Source organism: Bifidobacterium sp. wkB338 (assembly GCF_003688325.1).
Lineage (GTDB): Bacteria > Actinomycetota > Actinomycetes > Actinomycetales > Bifidobacteriaceae > Bombiscardovia > Bombiscardovia polysaccharolytica.
Genome location: NZ_NPOR01000007.1, coordinates 59,119 through 76,448, shown reverse-complemented (window position 1 = coordinate 76,448; position 17,330 = coordinate 59,119). Strand labels below are relative to the sequence as shown.

Genomic DNA, 17,330 nt, shown 5'->3' with positions numbered 1-17,330 from the left:
GGGGGTGATGCGTTGGGTGTTGGTGTCGGTGGCTGTGCTGGTGGTGGCCGGGGTGACCTGGTTGCGGTTTGTGTCGGATCGGGTGCATAGCCGTGTGGCGGCCTGGGTGGCTTCGGCTGTGTCGTGTGTGCTGCCGTCGTGGATGCTGTGCCTGTTGTTCGGGGGCTCTCCATTGTCGTGCCTGCCCTGGTGTATGGCGGTGGGCGCGGCAGGTGCCTTGTGGTTTCTGCAGGATCTGTGGGCTATCGATTATTGCGCTGGCGACAATCGCGACGCCTCCTTCGAGTGGCTGGCGGCCTGGGCGCTGATTTTCGACCTGATGACCTTGGTGGCCGCTCTGGCACGCGGCAGCACCGCCGTGCAGGATCAGCAATGAGCTTGCTCCGGCTGTGCCGGTTCTTGGCCGGGTGGGCGAAGTGGCGGATTCGATGCTTTGAGCAGGAGGATGGTGTGTGATGGCTGGTGGTGTTTCTGGTTCCTTGCGGCTTCCTGCAGGGAAGTCCTGGCTGCAGAGCGCGTCTTCAGTCATGTCGCGGGTGGCGGGGTGTGCGCGTCATGCGGCTGTGGGGGAGCGTGTCTTTTCGCGTGCCGGCGTGGTGCGCAAGCTGGCGGTGTACGGGACGGCCTTCCTGGCGGGGTTTGTGCCGGGCTGGGCGTTCCTGTACGACCAGGACGAGCAGTGGGTGCGCGACCGTTGTATACAGTTCGGCCTGGCGGGCTTGTTTTCGGGTTTTGCGATGGCGTGGTTTTTGAGTCGGTTCGAGAGCCGTGGGGGGCGTCCGGGGTTCTGGTGCCTGGCGCTGACGATGCCGCTGATGCCCTGCTGGGGGGTGATGTTCGGCGCGATGACCGGCGAGCGTCCGGGGGTGATGCGTTGGGTGTTGGTGTCGGTGGCTGTGCTGGTGGTGGCCGGGGTGACCTGGTTGCGGTTTGTGTCGGATCGGGTGCATAGCCGTGTGGCGGCCTGGGTGGCTTCGGCTGTGTCGTGTGTGCTGCCGTCGTGGATGCTGTGCCTGTTGTTCGGGGGCTCTCCATTGTCGTGCCTGCCCTGGTGTATGGCGGTGGGCGCGGCAGGTGCCTTGTGGTTTCTGCAGGATCTGTGGGCTATCGATTATTGCGCTGGCGACAATCGCGACGCCTCCTTCGAGTGGCTGGCGGCCTGGGCGCTGATTTTCGACCTGATGACCTTGGTGGCCGCTCTGGCACGCGGCAGCACCGCCGTGCAGGATCAGCAATGAGCTTGCTCCGGCTGTGCCGGTTCTTGGCCGGGTGGGCGAAGTGGCGGATTCGATGCTTTGAGCAGGAGGATGGTGTGTGATGGCTGGTGGTGTTTCTGGTTCCTTGCGGCTTCCTGCAGGGAAGTCCTGGCTGCAGAGCGCGTCTTCAGTCATGTCGCGGGTGGCGGGGTGTGCGCGTCATGCGGCTGTGGGGGAGCGTGTCTTTTCGCGTGCCGGCGTGGTGCGCAAGCTGGCGGTGTACGGGACGGCCTTCCTGGCGGGGTTTGTGCCGGGCTGGGCGTTCCTGTACGACCAGGACGAGCAGTGGGTGCGCGACCGTTGTATACAGTTCGGCCTGGCGGGCTTGTTTTCGGGTTTTGCGATGGCGTGGTTTTTGAGTCGGTTCGAGAGCCGTGGGGGGCGTCCGGGGTTCTGGTGCCTGGCGCTGACGATGCCGCTGATGCCCTGCTGGGGGGTGATGTTCGGCGCGATGACCGGCGAGCGTCCGGGGGTGATGCGTTGGGTGTTGGTGTCGGTGGCTGTGCTGGTGGTGGCCGGGGTGACCTGGTTGCGGTTTGTGTCGGATCGGGTGCATAGCCGTGTGGCGGCCTGGGTGGCTTCGGCTGTGTCGTGTGTGCTGCCGTCGTGGATGCTGTGCCTGCTGTTCGGGGGCTCTCCATTGTCGTGCCTGCCCTGGTGTATGGCGGTGGGCGCGACGGGCGCCTTGTGGTTTCTGCAGGATCTGTGGGCTATCGATTATTGCGCTGGCGACAATCGCGACGCATCCTTCGAGTGGCTGGCGGCCTGGGCGCTGATCATCGACCTGATGACCCTGGTGGCCGCCCTGGCACGCGGCAGCACCGCCGCACAGGATCAATGAGGGGGGTTGCTGGTAAGGGAAGGAAGGTTGACGTACCTGTCGCGCATGTGGTCTGCTTGGCCGCAGTCGGGTTGGATGCAGGCTGTTTTGTTTTGCTACTGCGCGGCGGCAAGTGGAGTCCTGTAGTGCTGTAGTATAAGTAATCGTCCAGGCTTTTACTAGGCTTCAGGCCTTACGTGAACGATATCTACAGCCGTAATGCAATCTACGCTGGTTGTCGACAATGAAGTTGGTTGCGGCGGAATCTGTTCTGGTTGGCCGCTCGAGTTGCATGGAAGGAAAGGGACCATGGCGGTTGCCTTGTTTGAAAATAGACCGCCTCGTGTGGCAGAGATGAAGGGTTTCGAACCCATGTATGACGCTACATTTCGAGAATGTCTGCAGCGGCCGTTCTACCTGTTTGCCCGGGGGAGGGGGAGATCGTGCCGCAAGGAGATATGGGTGTTCTTCATCGTTCTATCAATTGTAGAGCAGGGCCTGAGTAAGGTATGCGGCGGGGGATCCTGGGCTCTCATCCCCCTGGTCTTCGACCTGATCATGGTGGTGCCAGAGTATGCTCTGGAGGTTCGGCGTCTGCATGATTTATTGCTGTCGGGATGGCTGACTTTGATTCCGTACGGTCTTATAGTTATAGCCACGATTGGTCTGGTGAAATCTCGAATGTTGACCATAGGTGGCGGTCCTTTGCTCTTGGCCGTCATCCCGCTGCTCGTGGCGATAGTGATTCAGCTGGTCATCATGTGCACGCCTTCCCGTCATCGCCGTCTGTCCTTTGACAACGGAGTAATCGACAACGGAGTAATAGGGGCGGGAGTGAACCAGTCGGGTACGACCCGACCTTGACTGACTAGTCTGCACGGGTGGATTTATATAAGGAGACTGGGATGACTGATACTGCTGCGGATGTGGGAGGACAAGGAACCGCTGGGATGAGTGTGGATGAGCAATTATTGCAAGGCCTTCCAACTCCCATTGCCCGCATAATACGACTGCTCGCTCAGCGGGGGATACCCTCGTACGTCAATGCCAGCGGCGGTCCTGTACTGGTGCCGCTGGTCGATTGCGGCATTACTTTTGTAATGAGCAAAAGTCTGGATTCCATTGGTTTCACAAGTCTGTGGAGCCGGGGATTCAGCTCCGCCAGGTATCGGGATGCGGTGAATGTCTGTACTGAATGGAACCGATCAGTTGGATATCTCAAGGCCTATGCCACCGAACCTTCCTTGGAGCAGAACCAGGCCGTCAGGATAGCGGGAGTCGGGCAGATTATGTGCGACGAGCGGGATGAGGTACTGGGACAACGTCTCGATGATTCCATCTATCTGATACAGAATCTTTATGCTTGGGTAAATGATCAGTGCCCGGATCCCATACGCATACCGAACGCACCGTACGGAAGAGGGGGCATGAACAAATGGAACAGCCGATGAAATCCGTGGTTGACGGGAAGAGAATACAGCAGTGGCTGGATGCCCAAGGATACCGTGTCGAATATCATGAGCAGGCCTGGATCGGTTTATGGGGGAATATCGCGCTCGATTTCAGTGTCCGTGGCGAGCATGATAAGTATCTGGTGGTTCATGGGACCGAGCAGGGCAGTCATCCGAATGGCCAGCATGATTTGCTTGAGGATGTCTGCAATGCCTGGAACCGGTACTATGAGGGGCCGGGTGCCTATTTGCAGAGTTCCGAAAAAGGCCTGGTCTTCCACACGTTGTTCGTGGTGAATTGCCAGGGCGGGATGGATGATGACCAGTTCGATCGCCTGCTGAAGTATGCCATGGCGGGTTCGGACGGTTTCCTTCGTTTTGCCCAAGAGCAGCTGTCGAAGATAAGGATTGCCTAGGACGAAGTGCAGGGTCAGGCGTGATTGTGCTTCCGGAGCATGCACGCTGGCGGTAAACCCCAACTGGTGCGAAATGCCTGGCATGGCCGCTGACCGGTATGCCGGGGTCTTGCAGGCCATAGGGGACGCAGCGCTGGTGCGCGCAGAGGGGCGCGCGGTTCTCCAGAGATGCTCTGGCAACAGGATTATCTGTACTTTGCCGGTGATGACACGGTTCCACGAATGATACAGGTTCCTGCTTTTCAGACTCAGCAAGGTCGATAAGGTGCTTTTGGACATCCGGAGTGGTCTCGGTCAGTTGAGGCGTTCGCGCAAACAAGCAAGGAGTTCAATGCGGATGCCTACCATGCCATGCCGGCATCGATCCTCTCGGCGGGCAGGTCCCGGACCATGCCGGGGGTGATGGCACCAGCGCTGCGTCCTCGGGTTCTGGAGCCCGATGGCAACGACTCAGCCTAGCAGCCACCGCAGCAGTCCGGCGATGCCACCTCCTCCTCGGAGAATCAGCATTCCAATCAGTGAGCGTCTGAGCGTCTGAATAGCTGAGCAGCTGGTAGTCGTGGATTCGGTTGCAGGATATGTGATAAAGGATGAGGGCCTTTACGATCCCGGCGACCGTAAAGGCCCTTGTTTTGTTTTTCTCTGCGGTCCAGGTTATCGAAGGACAGTGGCAAACAACGACTGTCCGGCGACCGTGTCTACATCTGTTGTCCATGGGCGCAGCTGGTTGGCCATAACTTTGCGTGTAAGCCCTGCATCAGTGGGTTGGTAGGGTCTTGATTCTTGAAGCTCGATCGTAGAACACGCTCTCTTCCATGCGATATCACTGTCTGGGCAGGAAGGAGATGTCATGGCGGGTCCAGTCATGAGGAGCGGGTCAGTGCAGGTGTCTGGGGGAAAGCAGGGTGCGCCAACGTCGGGTTCGAGGCAGGGATGCCAGGATGGCGGATCGGAGCTTGTCCACCAGCTGCCAGCAGTCTTCGGCTTCCTGTTCATCGGAGGGGTGCCGGTCGAAAGAGGCCTGATCGGCCATGCTGCGCAGTCGATCCAGATCTCCGCGCAGTCCGGCCGACGAGGACCCTGGGGGGTCGGTCAGAAGGGTCTGGGCAATCAGAGCCGCTTGCTCGCTACGGGTGCCGTCCAGGGACAGGCCGGTCTGCCTGCCCAGGTTGCCGATCTGTCGCCAGCCGGCGCGGATACGTGTCTTCGGGTCGCCCGTCGACTGCGCCCGTCTGCGCAGCCTGGCTTTGAGGCCTAGTAGGAGCAGGATCGGGAGGGCGGGTAGCCAGACCGGCATGGTCCAGAGTGTCGCTTTGGTTATCAGGGGTCCGTACTGCTTCCAGAAGGAGGGTGGAGACTGCGGGGATGCTTCCTGCCCGCCGACGCTGGTCCTGCCCTGGGTGGTGTGGTCGTCGTGGGGAGGGTCGGCCAGCGGGGGTGGTGGCTGGCGGACCAGGGTGCGTGGGTCGGGTGGTGTGGGGTCCAGGGATTTGTCCGGGGTCTTGGTCTCTGGTGGTGTGGGGTAGAAGGGGATCCATCCGAGTCCCTTCAGATTGACCTCCACCCAGGCCTGGGCATCACGTCCCGTCAAGTCGATTCGGGTGCTCCCGTCCGCCTGGGTCCTGGTCCGTGCTCGGCTGATGGAACCGTCATGGTTCTTGGGCAGAAATCCCAAGACCACCCGGGATGGCAGACCCATCTGCCTGGCCAGGAGTGCCATGGCCGAGGCGTATTGCTCGCTGTCGCCCACCATGGCCTGGCCCTGCAGGAGCTGGTTGATTCGATAGTCACCATGGCCGGAGGGCGAGGGATAGTCGCCGGCCAGACCATGGGAAAACCATCCCTCCTTGTGCAGCCGTTCCTCGATGGCCAGTGCCCTGGCGCCGCCGCGCACCTGCATGGAGGTCATGGAGGCAGCCGCTTTGGGCAGGCTTTCAGGGGCATCCGACAGGGGAGGCACCTGCGCATCTCCCGGATCGCTGTCGGCTATGCGACGGGTTGCGGGTCGGTTTTGGGCCACGCCGTGCACCGTATAGCTGGCTCCTGCCTGTAGGGCCTGATTGGTCAGAGCAGTGTCCGTAGCCTTGTTGAAGTAGATGTCTTTCCGTTGCAGGTCCTGGTCCGGATCGATGCCGTCGACCTGTCCGGCGGAGGGCAGCCAGGCGTGGTCGAATCCTTCCCGAATTAGAAAGGTTGCGGTAAAGGGCTGTCCAGTTTGTTCGCCGTCTTTGGTCTTCTCCTGCTGCCTTTCTGTGCGGATCTGGGCGCCGATGCGCCGGTAGTCGGCGGCTCCTGCGCCTGAGGAGTCGGACAGATTCCAGACCTTGCCGTCATAGCGGTCCATGACTGCCATCCGGACCGGAGTACCGGCGGGCAGGTTGCGTACCGTGACCAGGGTATCGTCGCGGTGTCGTTTGATATAGGCACGGTAATCGCTCAAGGGGCTGGTGAACTGGTAGGGGTCCATGGGCGGCTGATAATGGTCGCGGATGACCTGCCGGGTCGGAGCAGGCAAGATTCCAGCGGAGAAAATCATTCCGGCTGCCAGGGCCAGGGTCAGGAGAGTGGATGCAAGTCCTTGTAGACGCAGCAGACCCAGTCCACTTGCGCTCCAAACCAGCAGAAGCAGCCAGAGGATGCCGCCCGTCAATGCCGGATAGAGGCCTCTGCTGGTGCCTAGGGCCGCTGACACAATCATGGTGGTCAGGATGGGCAAGGTGGCTGCCAGGACGGCTGCTGGGTGTGCCGGCCGTCCCAGATTGCGGCCCAGGCCATGGCGGGCCAGCAGCACCGCCAGATAGCAGGTCCAGAGCATCAGCGTCCACAGGGCCATCAATCCGCCGGCTTCCTGGCCAAGGGGCGGGTCGATGGCTGCCAGGGTCTTGAAAGCACCGAAGGTAGCGGACCACCCTTGTGTCAGGGTTGCCCAGGTGGGCAGGACATGGGCCAGTGTTGTGCCGTTCAGAGCGAAGATGGGGCCCAGCAGGAACTGGCCCGCAATCAGCAGCAGAGGTTGGAGGAGGGCTGTGGCAATACTGCGGTGGGGGAGCATGGCGATCAGTAGTCCGGTCAGACAAGCCGCGGCTCCCACTGTCAGCCAGAAGGGCAGGCTGCCGTAGACCGGCAACAGCTGCAGCCCGGCCATCAGATCGAGCGGAGCCAGTGCGGCGACCAGAATGATAGGGGATCGGCGCCAGGTGGGGTCGACTGTGGATCGCAGATCAGTCCGATCGATCAGACGAATCGGCTCCCTCTGGGCTTGCTCCATCCATGATGCTGATGATGTGCTCATGGCTGGTTCTTCAAGAGAATGGGGAGGTCCCGAATACTACCCAAAACGGCGTTGACCAGGCCCGGCTGTGTCTGCAGGCTTGGATGAGCATTCAGGTCAGCAGCCAGCAGCATGACCGGGGAGGCGCTCTGAGCCGATTCGCCCATCAAGGCTGAGGGTTGGCGGTCGCCCGTCGAACCGGTTACCAGAATGGTCAGACTGATCTGTTCGGAAGCATCAGTCCGGTCAAGTAAGTCATAGCCGTCTTGGCGGGGGTGGATGGCACTGCAGGCGTCCAGAAAGCTACGGGGATCCTCTGTGGGCAGGGTGGTTCCATGGGCATCGGAATCGTCAGGTTCCGGGGCCAGCGCTTGCAGCCGACGGCCATCAAGCAGGCATTGGCAGCCCATGGAGGCATAGATTTCAACTGCAAGCTCGAACTCATCCGCGTTCCGGTAAGAAGCGGCTTGGCCGTCCAGGATCAGTTTGGTCCTAGTGCGTAGGGTGGGCTCATACTGGCGAACCATCAGGGTGCCGGCCCGGGCAGTGGACAGCCAGTGGACCCGCTTCATGTCATCGCCCGGAGCATAGGGGCGCAGGGCATGGAATTCCAGGTCGTCGTCGACAATGCCGGGACCAGGATCCCCCTCCAGGTCCCGTTCCAGTCCGGCTTCAAGGGGTGGCAAGGCAACCGTGCGGGGATGGATATAGAGTTTTCGGGCCCCTGCTAGGATTCGACGGCGGCGGATGAGCCCAAACGGATCCCCGGCCTCCATGGTCACCGGGCCCAGGTCAATCACGCCACGGGACCTGGCTTCCAGCTTCAAGCGAATCTGATGATTCTGGCCGGGAGCCAGGGCAGGCAAAGGCGCCATGACGGTTGCCTGGCCTAGAGCCAGACCGATTCGGCCGCGGCGGGTGGAGCGGTTGCCCGGGTTGGTCAGAACCAGGACCAGCTCGGCCTGGCCACCCACCTCCAGATGTCCTTGGTTCAGACTCGTTTCAGCGCTACAGGACAGATTGCCCAGGCTCATCAGTAGCCCCAGCAGCAGCATGCCTACGCCCAGCAGAACACCCGCAAGCAGTTCACGCCAGCCAGTCGGGACGAAGGCCAGAGCACAAACGAGTGCGGCCAAGGCCATAGCCCGGCCCAGGGCAGTGACCGACTGCCAAAGGTCAGCGGTCTGGGCTCGTATGCCTTGTCTGGATTCGGCCGAGGATGCCGGTCTCATCTCCGGGGCAGGTCGGCGGGCGAAGGCGGTCATGGCTCACTGCTCTCCTGTGGGGACGGGGACCTTGGCCAGGGCTTCGGCCAGCGCCTGGTGTTCATCCATGTCCGCCAGCCTGCTCTGGGCCGTCAGGATCAGTCGGTGGGTCAGGATGGGATCGACCAGCTGTTTGACATCGTCGGGGATCACGTAGTCGCGACCCTGGGCGCAGGCCCGGATTCTGGCGCAACGGACCAGGGCCAGTCCGCCTCTGATGGATGAGCCCACCCGGATGGCGGGGCTGTGCCGTGTGGCTTCGATGATGTGGATGACATACTCCATGATGGATGGATCACAGAAGACCTTGGAGGCACAGGCGGCCATGGCCCCCACCTGGGCGGCGTCGACCACCGGTTCGACCAGACCGGCCCGGTCGCGGATGTCGGCCTCTTCAAGGATGCGCATGCTGGCATCGTGCCCCGGTGCCCCTAGAGAGGTGCGGATTAGAAAGCGATCCATCTGTGCCTCGGGCAGGGCATAGGTGCCCAGCTGCTCGATGGGATTCTGGGTGGCTATAACCATGAATGGCAGGGGGAGACGGTAGGTGCGGCCATCTACAGTTACCTTGCCCTCCTCCATGACCTCCAGCAGGGCCGACTGGGTTTTGGGGGATGCTCTGTTGATCTCGTCGGCCAAAACCAGGGATGCGAAGACTGGACCGGGCCGGAAGGAGAATCGTCCTTGGGACTGGTCATAGAAGGTCACGCCCAGAAGATCGGAGGGCAGCAGGTCTGGGGTGAACTGGATCCGCTTGCAGTCCACGGCAATGGAGGCAGCCAGAGCGCGTGACAGCTGGGTCTTACCGGTACCCGGATTGTCTTCCAGGAGCACATGCCCCCCTGCAATCAGGGCGGTAACACACAGGGTGATGGTTTCCTCCTTGCCCAGCACCGCCTGGCCGACGTTGTCGACGATTGAGCGGAAGAGGCTGGCGAAGGTAGATACATCCACGGTGGCCTGTCTGCTGCTTCCGGCCTGGTTTGATTGTCTCTGCTGCTTGGTCTCTGCTGCCTGGTCTCCTGATTCGACGGCAGAGTATCGGTCCTGCCTGGTATTTTCCTCAACCCCAGGTTCGTTAATCCCGACTTCGTAAGTAGGGTCCGAGGTTCGTTCCAGCCGGGGGTGACGGGATTCATTGGTGAGGTTGACGATGTCAGGTGCAGTATCTGATGAGGACCGGGCGAACCGGTCACGGACCGTCTGACGGCCGGGGACGGTCCCGTCTTCCACCATGGTGCTGTCCGATGGGACGGATTCCGCCCCGGACTCCTGGTTTGTTCTTTGCCTGGCAGCCACGGGGATGCGGCCGGGCAGGGTTCGGTCATCGCTCGCTGCCGAAGCGGATTCTTTCTGACTCAGACCTGCCATGAGGGCCTGGCGCTGTCGCTTCAGTACATCCAATCGGTCGGCAGGGGTCTGGCGGCCTTCGCTGTTCGTCTTATGCGCGGACTCGGGGTTGTTCCTTCTGGTCGCGTCATCCGGGATGGTGCCGTCCTGCTGGAGGGGTTCCTGCGCGTTTCGTTCATCCATGGTCGTTCATCCTTTTCTGCTGAGAGGACCCCTGACGAGCGAGAGTCTTATCACGCGGCTTGTTGGCCTCTTTGGGCAGGGTCAAATTCTTGGTGGCGGCGGGCGAATGGCCTTCGGAACCTAACCCTTGGATGCGAGCGACCGCCCAGAAGTTCAGAGTGGTGCCCGGCTTGGCAGATTGGGCGGGAAGGGTGATGACTTCACTCACTTCCGGCTGATTGCAGGGCAGGGTCCAGGAGGCCTTGTCAGGATCAAGGCCATCGATGCCTACTTGGATATCTGCGCAAGGTCGACCGTGTTCGACCCCGGGGGCCAGGACCAGCTTGGCTCGACTGTCTCTCAGATACTCAATGGCTAGGAACGCGGGAGGATCCGGATGCGACCAGGTAGAGCCCGAGGCTGAGACCTCGGGCCCCGAGCCGGTCATATCAATTGGGGTCACGCTCACTGTGCAGATGCCACCTGCTTCGTCATGGCCTACGTCGAAGACCGCCTTGGTGGAGGTGGGCGCGCGCCATCGTGGCGAACCGCAGCCGGAACCTTCACCGTGGACCATATATCCCTGGATGGGCGAGCCGTGATTCTCCGGCGGGCGCCAGGTGACGGTCAAGGTTTCCTTGCTGCCGCCATCCACGGTCAGTGCCTGCACGCCTCCGGGAAGCGCGTCCGGTCTGGCTGCGGCCGGCGAGGAGGCGGGGGACCATCCTACCTGGTTGTGGGCTTGGACGGTGAAGGAATAGTCATGACCGTTGGCCAGCCCGTCGATTCGACAGGTGACAGCAGTGCCGCAGGAGTGTTGCCCCGAGCCTGCCGATGAGGTGTAGGAGACCCGGTACTCGTCCACCGGGCTGCCGTTGGCTGCGCCTGGCTCCCAGGCCAGGAGAACTGTTCCGTCGCCTGCTTGAGCGGCGCCCGACAGCATTCTGGGGGCCTGTGGGCGGTCGATGATGCCCACGGTGATAGTGGCGCTGACCCGGCGTCCCGGATCCTGGCTGCCATCCTCTACCGTGGCCATAATGGTGTTGGTGGAGGCGCCGATGTCGCGATCGGCTTTGATGGTGATCTTCCCGTCGCCCAGGTTGGTGGCTGTCAGACGTGAGGTGTCATCGCTGACCAAACCGACCAGGCGCAGCGGAGTGTCGGGGAAGGGATTGAGGGCACCGTCGAACAGGTTCAGCTCCAGGCTCTGACCAGCCTTGAGCCCCACCTGGCGCGAGGGGACCGAAGCCAGAGGTCGGGTGGTGGCGATGATGCGGAAGGCCAGGACCGTATGCACATCGCCGGATGGACTGGTGATGGCCACCGGCAGGCTGGCCTTGGTGCCCGGTGTTGCGGTCTTGTCGGCGGCCACTTTCAGCTGGCCCCGAGGACTCAGCTTGGCATGAATCGGCCCCTGAGGGTCCCCAGAGGAGAAGGTGCTGTCGGCCGGATCGCTTCCCTGGGGCCAGCGGGTCATGGCGGGCAGGGAGATGGCCTGCGCCGGTTCCCCGGCCACCAGATCGATGACCGGTGCCGTAAGGATCGGCGGTGATGCTTTGCCGCCTACCACGGTGATGGGCAGGGTGAGCACCGACTCGTTGACGATGGCCCGGCCGCTTGGATCCCCGTCACGGACGGCAAAGGTCAGTGAGGCAGGACCGGCATAATCCTTGGCTGCGGTGAACCTCAGGGTGTGTTCGTCCACATAGGGATCGGATCCGTCGGACTTGGTGGCCGAGACAGACTGGCGCGAGGCGATCTGCGCGGTCTTGCCTGCACCCACTCTGACCTGGTCGGCGATGTCGATGGTGATGCTCTGCCCAGCCTGCACTTTGAGGGCCGGAGCCCGGGGTCTTAGCACCGGTGGGAACACCCCATAGGCGGGGACCTTCACAAAGGCCATAGAAGTGATCTTGTACCGGGTGTTGGTCACGGTGTAGGGCACGGCTCTGGTCTGGTCGGTCAGGTCGATGACCAACTTGGTGGAGCCGGCTTCGCCTACGATCCTGGCATGGGCACGGGCGCTGGGATGTATCCCAAGGTGCAGGTCATCGAGGGTGCCGGATGGATTGCTGATGGAGTCGGCCAGATTGACTTCCACGCTGCGCTTGTCCACCGTGTCCTCCGGAGCCACCTGGTAATCCTGCGCTATGGGCGGCTGTATAGGGGCTTGGGGATCCGAGACCACGGTCAGGGTGGCCTGGTCACTCAGTCCTGCCCGGTTGTGTGTCCGGTAGACCAGATAGGAGGTGCCTGGCTGCGAAGGGGCAGTCAGCTGGATCATGCCGTCCTCTACGCTGGCCTGGTTCAAGCCCTGGAGCTCCAGGTGGGGGTCCAGGCTCAGGGGATCGTCATCATCGGCGATGTCGTTGAGCAGGACCGGCACATCGGCAACGGTTCCAGGCCGTAGCCTGACCCGGTCATCCCGGGCGAAGACCCCGGTCACCGACGAGTCGGTGAAGACGCCGATACGGACGCGCGCCTGGGCTCGCTGCCCAACCCAGTCTTCCACAGCGTAGGTGAACTCGTCGGTGCCGTGCGAATCAGGATAGGCCTCGTAGATCAGGTAGTCGGCTCCGGCTTTGACAATCCTGCCCAGCTTCGGCGCCTGGTTGCCCAAGCCTGACAAGGTGTCGCAGTCTCCATCGGGGTCAATGCCGGTCAGCGGGACGGGAATGCGCACCTTGGTCCCGGCAGCCACCTGGGCCCGTAGATCCTTGGGGGTGGGTGCGGGCTTGCTGGCGGGGTCGGAGGCATGGACCCTGAAGGTAATGGTGCCAGAGGCCGTATTGCCCAGATCGTCCCTGACCGTATAGGTTGCCGGGAAGTCCCCGGTGCGCTCGCTGGCCTGATACCTGACCGTATCCCCGGACACGAAGGCCAGGCCCGTAAAAGTCTGCTGATCCGTAGTCAGCTGCTGGTCCAAAGTGACGCTGGTCCCGTCAGCATGGGCGACCTTGTCCATGACTGAAACCGTGACCAGGCCCGATGAGCGGACCCCAACCGTCAGATTCGGAGCCTTGGGTGCCGAGGCTGCCCTGCTCAAGGAAGGGGGCTGAAGGACGATGGTCCCCTTAGCGCTGCCTTCGGCGTTGGTGACCGTATAAGCAATACTCAGTGGACGTGTGGGGATTTTCCTGGCGGATAGGTAGACCCGTCGGTGGTCCACGATGCCGACCTTGATGCCGGAGTTCGGATCCACGCGTACATCTGTCAGTGCCAGTACACCGCCCATGGGATCCAGATCGTTGTCCAGCGGATCGACGATGGCGGTCTGGTCGGCCCCCAGCAGGGCCACGTCGTTGACGGGTACCGGCGGTGCGGATCCGCCATGATCGTGTTCCACCTCCAGCCTGACCAGACCTTGGGTCTCCTGGTCACCCTGGGCCACCCGGTAGGGCACATAATAAGTGCCCGGGTTAGCTGCGGTGGCGTTGAAGGAAAAGCTCTCAGCGTTGACCTCCACCCGGATTCCATCGGGCTTGTCGACCTGGACCAGGCGGAGGGGCTGAACGGCATTGGCATGTACACTCCTGCTGAGGTCAACGGTGACCTCTCGGCCGGGAGTGGCCTGGCGAATGACCGGATCGACCAGTGGGGCCAGGGTGTTGACGGGCCTGACGGTGAAGTATATGAGTCCCTGACCGCTCATGACTCCGTCCGAGACGGTGACTTTGACCGTCACTCGTCCGGAGGTGGCTGACCCAGCACTCATGGTCAGCTGTCCGTCAGCCCTGGTGGACAAGGATATCCGATCGGAGTTGACTGATTCGGCGCCGACCAGGGTCAGCGGGTCCCCGTCTGGATCTTCGAAGCCGACCAGGGCATTGACGGTGGTCGTAGCGCCCCGCTCCACCTCGTACTCAGGCGGGGTATCGTTCTGGACCGGCGCCTGGTTGCCTCGGTCCATCTTGGCCGGGGCGATGTTGAGGTCGATGCCAGCCGAGGAGACCTGGCCGCGTCCGTCGGTGATCGAGTAGTTGATTCGGGTCCGGCCGACAGGTGCGTCGCTGGCATCCACCTGCAGGTAGCGGCCGTTCATGACCGGAGTCAGACGCAGATTCCCCTGCGAGCTGCGGGCATCCTCGATTCGCAGAACCGAGCAGTCGGTCTGGCGATCGTTGCGCAAGGGATCCAACAGGGCCCTGGATTCGGCCCGAATGCCCAGACTGTCGTCCTCGGCCTGGATGGGTTGGGATCCTGATCGACAGGTGGCCGCGAATCGCTGGCGGTTGTCGGCCGAGTCCTGACGCTGATCGTTGCTGTCCGTGTGTTTGACATCCATGGTCTGCCACTGCGGCCGGATTACCTTGGTAGAGGATTTGGGATTCCAGACATCGCCAGTCAGCACGTCGTTGAGGATGACCCTCCGGTGGTTGGCCCGGAAGACCAGATCCGAGGTGGGGTTGATGGCCTCCAGGGTGGTGGGACTCGGCTGCGGTTGGACCTTGGGCGCGGCTGACCCTGTTGCGCATAGTCGCAGGAAATTCCGCCCTGAGGAGGCCCAGGCCGTCCAAAGGCATCCGCCCGAGGAGACCGGTTGGGCTGGTTGGCCGCTGCCGCCGGTACGTACGGTCTCGATCTGATTGCGTGGGTGATCCAGTTGAACCAGGTGGACGCTTTCCTGATCGGTCAGGCCTACCCAAGGTCCCTGGCGGTCCATATCCACTGGAGTGGACTGAAGCTGCAGGTCTCCCCGGTGCGGTATCCGGGTGGTTCCCTGGGGCCAGTAAAGCCGATTGCCTGCCAGGAGGACGGGTCTTCCGCCAATGACGCTGAATGCAGTGGCCCGGACGGGAGCGTGGTCCGTCAGGGAGTCCAGTTCACGGTGGGCCCGGGAGTCCGGTCCGTCGATCCTTAGCACAACCCCGTCCGAGGGTCGGTAGGCGTAAACAGCTCCGGAGGCATCCACGGTGACGGCGGCCCCAGAGCCCAGGGTCAGCACAGGGTCTCGGCGCTGGGGATCCAAATCCCCGGGCGAAGTGGCCTGACCCACCCAGACCTTGCCGGTCCGAGCCTGGAAGAGGACCAAGGTAGGCCCGTTGATCATCCGTTGGACCTTGGCATCCGACCGGGTGGTGTCTCCCAGGGTGGCGGTGGAGGCCGCTATGGGAGCCATGCCTCCCTCATGGCCTAGGATGACCGCGTATCCGCTCTGGGCTAGGTCGAAGTGGTCGGTGCCCGTCGACAGGGCCACGTCTGCTTCTCCGATGTCGGGCTTGAACCTTGCGACCTTGCGCTCGTTCTGGGATGTGATCCAGATGCTGCCGTCGTCCACCTGAACGGCACGGCGGTCCACCCCATGCATGAACAAGGCGCCCAGGATGAGCAGGACCAGCGCCGTCAGCGTGACGGCCAGGATGGCGGCAGGGCTCTTGGCGCGGACGGCCAGAGCATGCCGCAGATGCAGCCCGGCCCGGCGCATCCGCAGGAATCGTCCCTGCAAGTCCATAATCCCCTGGGTTCCTTTCCTGTCCTGCCGCACAGGCCAGGATGCCTGACCTATGTCTTTGCGTTTTAACTTGTCCCGGACCGCCGTCATTGCTTTCTCTGACGACTGATTTTAACCGGTTTGCAGGGTCTTGGCGCTCTGTGAAAGTCGGGGTGGTCAAGTGTGCAAATTCATCCACAGCGGGTTCACTGAACAGCGCAGATGATGGTCGGTTCCTGGGACATGCTCCGATCGGCTCGAACCAGGGCGACGCTGATGCAGGTCTGGCTCCCCTGTGGGTTGTCGATGCGGGCGGTCGGCTGTCGGGTTTGCACGCTGCGTCCACGCTCTCCGGTGCCGCCCTGGTTCAGGGGATGCCAAACATAGCTGTCTGCCGGTTTGGGGTCGGGATTGGTCCAAGTGAACACGGCCGTCGTGCCTTGATAGCGGCCCTGACCCTGGGTGGGCGAGGGAACCGGTCCCTCCTGCAGATTCTGGGGGTCGCTCGAATCCGTCGGGTCCGGGGACTGTACCTGTGGGGATTGGGTCTGGGAGGAACCTGTAGTTTGTTGTGAATCTCGTCTGAAACCGTTCGGCAGGCCGACAACCAGGGCGCAGGCCAGAACTAGGGCTAGGACGGCAGCAAGAATCAGTGTCATCAGGATCACACGGCGGCGGCCGCCGAAAAACCGCTTGGCCTGTCTGCCTTCATGGTTAGCTGACGCCTCTCTGCTTGGGCGCAGTCGCGGTTGGGAACCGGCCTCTGCTGCGGTCCGAGAGTGGCCGGAGTCCCCGGTTTCTGTTCGATTTTCTCTTCGGCCTGCAATGGCTCCGGTCTGGGCGTGCGAGCGTGCATCCGTCGTGGGGTAGGGGTCGATTCCCTCGCCGATGAAGGGTGTCGCATGGCCGTAGAGCTGCTGCTGGACCTCCTGAAGGGCACGACCGAATTCCAGTGCTGAGTAGTAGCGATCGTCCCGGTCATGGGCCATGGCCTTCTCCAGGACGGCGGCCAGCATCGGGGAGGCCTCGCCCATATGCAGAACCGGGGTTTCCGCTGTAAGGATCAGCTGCGTCAGGTGATTCTCATCCCGGGCCCGGTAGGCGTACTCGTAGGGGGAACGGCCGGCCAGCATGCCGAAGAGCGAGGCACCCAGGGAGTAGATGTCGCTGGCCTCGGATCCTCCCGAGCGGCTTGCCAGAACCTCTGGGGCCGCCCAGGGTACGGAAAGTCCGCCGGCCCGTTCGCTTCCATAGATGCCTGAGGAGATGCCGAAGTCGGCCAGGACGGGCAGGCCCTGGTCGGTGATCAGGAAGTTGCTGGGTTTGACGTCCCGGTGCAGGATTCCCCGTTCATGAGCGCAGTAGAGGGCCGAGGCCATGCGCACTCCCAGGTCCAGCACGCCTTCCTGGTCCATGCCCCCCTCGAGCATGATGGTCTTGCAGCTGCCGCCCGGAGCGTATTCGAGCACCAGGCAATCCCGTCCGTCATCGCTGATCAGGGCCTGGTGGATGCTCAGGATGCAGGGGTGGGTGGAGAGCTTGGCCAGGGCCTTGGCCTCCCGCAGAAAGAGCAGATGGGTCTGCTGGTCCACGCTGCCTTGAAGGGCTACCTTGACTGCCACAGGTCGGTTGAGCCCCTCCTGTTCATACAGGTAGACGGCGGCGGTGCCTCCCAGATCCAGGGGGCGAAGGGGCCGCAATCCGGGCAGCGCCGGAGCCTGGTCCATGGCTGGAACCGCACCCGGGCGCTGGGTCTGGGAACCATTCTGCTGCAAGGGCCATCACCTCCTAGGACTGCTATCCACGATAACAGCACGCCGTTCCTGATCAGGCTTCCTTTGAGCCTCCTGCAGGCGGTCCCAGACCAGCAGGTTCCAGGGCCTGCAGCTGGACCATGCCGGACCCTAT

The 17,330-nt window shown here is 62.4% G+C and carries 11 protein-coding genes; 6 read left to right on the top strand and 5 right to left on the bottom strand.

Going from position 1 to position 17,330, the window contains the following annotated elements; all coding sequences use genetic code 11:
- The 6 genes from CI603_RS08990 to CI603_RS01405 form a co-directional block, all read left to right on the top strand.
- On the top strand, positions 1 to 376 hold a 376-nt coding region (locus CI603_RS08990), incomplete at its 5' end, for a hypothetical protein (RefSeq protein ID WP_183122195.1).
- 79 nt (positions 377 to 455) lie between these two features.
- Positions 456 to 1,238, top strand: coding sequence for a hypothetical protein (locus CI603_RS01425; RefSeq protein ID WP_121912754.1), 783 nt, complete (start codon positions 456 to 458; stop codon positions 1,236 to 1,238).
- Between the two features lie 79 nt (positions 1,239 to 1,317).
- Positions 1,318 to 2,097 carry a hypothetical protein gene (locus tag CI603_RS01420; protein WP_121912753.1) on the top strand — a complete coding sequence of 260 codons (780 nt, stop codon included), beginning with the start codon at positions 1,318 to 1,320 and terminating at the stop codon, positions 2,095 to 2,097.
- 288 nt (positions 2,098 to 2,385) lie between these two features.
- Positions 2,386 to 2,940, top strand: coding sequence for a DUF805 domain-containing protein (locus tag CI603_RS01415; protein ID WP_183122194.1), 555 nt, complete (start codon positions 2,386 to 2,388; stop codon positions 2,938 to 2,940).
- A gap of 41 nt (positions 2,941 to 2,981) precedes the next feature.
- The gene (locus CI603_RS01410; protein ID WP_121912751.1) at positions 2,982 to 3,527 is read left to right on the top strand and encodes a hypothetical protein; all 546 of its coding nucleotides are present in this window, start codon (positions 2,982 to 2,984) and stop codon (positions 3,525 to 3,527) included.
- On the top strand, positions 3,524 to 3,943 hold the full coding sequence (locus CI603_RS01405) for a YbjN domain-containing protein (protein WP_183122193.1): 420 nt from the start codon (positions 3,524 to 3,526) through the stop codon (positions 3,941 to 3,943). Before CI603_RS01410 ends, CI603_RS01405 begins: the two co-directional genes overlap by 4 nt.
- A gap of 877 nt (positions 3,944 to 4,820) precedes the next feature.
- Here CI603_RS01405 and CI603_RS01400 read toward each other — a convergent pair.
- The 5 genes from CI603_RS01400 to CI603_RS01380 all read right to left on the bottom strand — a co-directional run bounded on the left by CI603_RS01400 (position 4,821) and on the right by CI603_RS01380 (position 17,197).
- Positions 4,821 to 7,235 carry a transglutaminase domain-containing protein gene (locus tag CI603_RS01400; RefSeq protein ID WP_121912749.1) on the bottom strand — a complete coding sequence of 805 codons (2,415 nt, stop codon included), beginning with the start codon at positions 7,233 to 7,235 and terminating at the stop codon, positions 4,821 to 4,823.
- Positions 7,232 to 8,479, bottom strand: coding sequence for a DUF58 domain-containing protein (locus CI603_RS01395; protein WP_121912748.1), 1,248 nt, complete (start codon positions 8,477 to 8,479; stop codon positions 7,232 to 7,234). The genes CI603_RS01400 and CI603_RS01395 overlap by 4 nt, the downstream gene beginning before the upstream one ends.
- Positions 8,480 to 8,482: 3 nt before the next feature.
- Positions 8,483 to 10,012: a MoxR family ATPase gene (locus CI603_RS01390; RefSeq protein WP_259465446.1), complete on the bottom strand. Its 1,530-nt coding sequence runs from the start codon at positions 10,010 to 10,012 to the stop codon at positions 8,483 to 8,485.
- Positions 10,005 to 15,443, bottom strand: a complete 5,439-nt coding sequence (locus CI603_RS01385; RefSeq protein WP_121912747.1) for an Ig-like domain-containing protein — start codon at positions 15,441 to 15,443, stop codon at positions 10,005 to 10,007. Before CI603_RS01385 ends, CI603_RS01390 begins: the two co-directional genes overlap by 8 nt.
- A gap of 185 nt (positions 15,444 to 15,628) precedes the next feature.
- Complete coding sequence (locus tag CI603_RS01380) at positions 15,629 to 17,197, bottom strand: serine/threonine-protein kinase (RefSeq protein ID WP_121912746.1); 1,569 nt, start codon at positions 17,195 to 17,197, stop codon at positions 15,629 to 15,631.
- Positions 17,198 to 17,330 lie beyond the last annotated feature (133 nt).

Excerpts from the sequence above, each read along its gene's own strand:
- CI603_RS01405 (WP_183122193.1), top strand. The coding sequence starts at position 3,524 with ATGAAATCCGTGGTTGACGGGAAGAGAATACAGCAGTGGCTGGATGCC.
- CI603_RS01385 (WP_121912747.1), bottom strand. The coding sequence starts at position 15,443 with ATGGACTTGCAGGGACGATTCCTGCGGATGCGCCGGGCCGGGCTGCAT.
- CI603_RS01400 (WP_121912749.1), bottom strand. The coding sequence starts at position 7,235 with ATGAGCACATCATCAGCATCATGGATGGAGCAAGCCCAGAGGGAGCCG.
- CI603_RS01425 (WP_121912754.1), top strand. The coding sequence starts at position 456 with ATGGCTGGTGGTGTTTCTGGTTCCTTGCGGCTTCCTGCAGGGAAGTCC.
- CI603_RS01420 (WP_121912753.1), top strand. The coding sequence starts at position 1,318 with ATGGCTGGTGGTGTTTCTGGTTCCTTGCGGCTTCCTGCAGGGAAGTCC.
- CI603_RS01395 (WP_121912748.1), bottom strand. The coding sequence starts at position 8,479 with ATGACCGCCTTCGCCCGCCGACCTGCCCCGGAGATGAGACCGGCATCC.
- CI603_RS01415 (WP_183122194.1), top strand. The coding sequence starts at position 2,386 with ATGGCGGTTGCCTTGTTTGAAAATAGACCGCCTCGTGTGGCAGAGATG.
- CI603_RS01410 (WP_121912751.1), top strand. The coding sequence starts at position 2,982 with ATGACTGATACTGCTGCGGATGTGGGAGGACAAGGAACCGCTGGGATG.
- CI603_RS01390 (WP_259465446.1), bottom strand. The coding sequence starts at position 10,012 with ATGGATGAACGAAACGCGCAGGAACCCCTCCAGCAGGACGGCACCATC.